Annotated in this window: 1 protein-coding gene; it reads left to right on the top strand. The window is 32.6% G+C overall.

Annotation, left to right across the window (positions count from 1 at the left end; translation table 11 throughout):
* The first annotated feature begins 81 nt into the window (after nt 1-81).
* Nucleotides 82-642: an LOG family protein gene (locus KA878_RS13830; RefSeq protein WP_204179722.1), complete on the top strand. Its 561-nt coding sequence runs from the start codon at nt 82-84 to the stop codon at nt 640-642.
* The last annotated feature ends 92 nt before the right edge of the window (nt 643-734 follow it).

Raw genomic sequence — 734 nt, 5'->3', positions numbered from 1 at the left:
CTCGTTTCACTCGTTTCAAAATCACATCAAAATCACTCTTCTTTTTGATAACATAAAAAATAAAAAAAGGAGTAATAACAAATGAATATTATCGTCTATTGTGGAGCAAGCAAAGGTAACAAAAAAGATTATGAAAATAGTGCAATCCAATTAGGTGAATGGATTGCTAAAAACAACCACACTCTAGTTTTCGGTGGTGGAAATGCAGGGTTGATGGGGACATTAGCAAATACTGTAATACATAATAACGGTAAAACGATTGGTGTAATGCCTACATTTTTACAACAAAGAGAATTAGCACATGATAAATTAGATGAACTAATAATCGTGGATAGTATGTCCGAAAGAAAAGAAACTATTTTAAACAAAGGTGATGTATGTATAGCACTTCCAGGAGGTCCTGGAACTCTAGAAGAAATAACTGAAGTTGTATCATGGGCAAGAGTTGGACAAAACGACAATCCTTGTATCTTTTTTAATACAAATAATTACTATTCACTCATCGAACAATTCTATGACCAAATGGTGTCCAACGCATTTTTAACTCAAACAGACAGAGACAAAATATTATTCTCAAACTCTTTCGAAGAGATTGAAAAATTTATAAAAAATTACAAAGCTCCAGAAATTAGAAATTATTAATCATAATTGCTTTATTCCAATTGCTTTATTGACGTTGAGCCTCCGAACCCTTAACAATCCCAAAACTTGTCGAATGGTCGGCTTAATAGCTC

It is taken from the genome of Staphylococcus sp. GDY8P57P, assembly GCF_017892585.1.
GTDB classification, from domain to species: domain Bacteria; phylum Bacillota; class Bacilli; order Staphylococcales; family Staphylococcaceae; genus Staphylococcus; species Staphylococcus borealis.
Note: the sequence above shows the minus strand (reverse complement) of the source record. Positions and strands in the feature narration are given on the sequence as shown.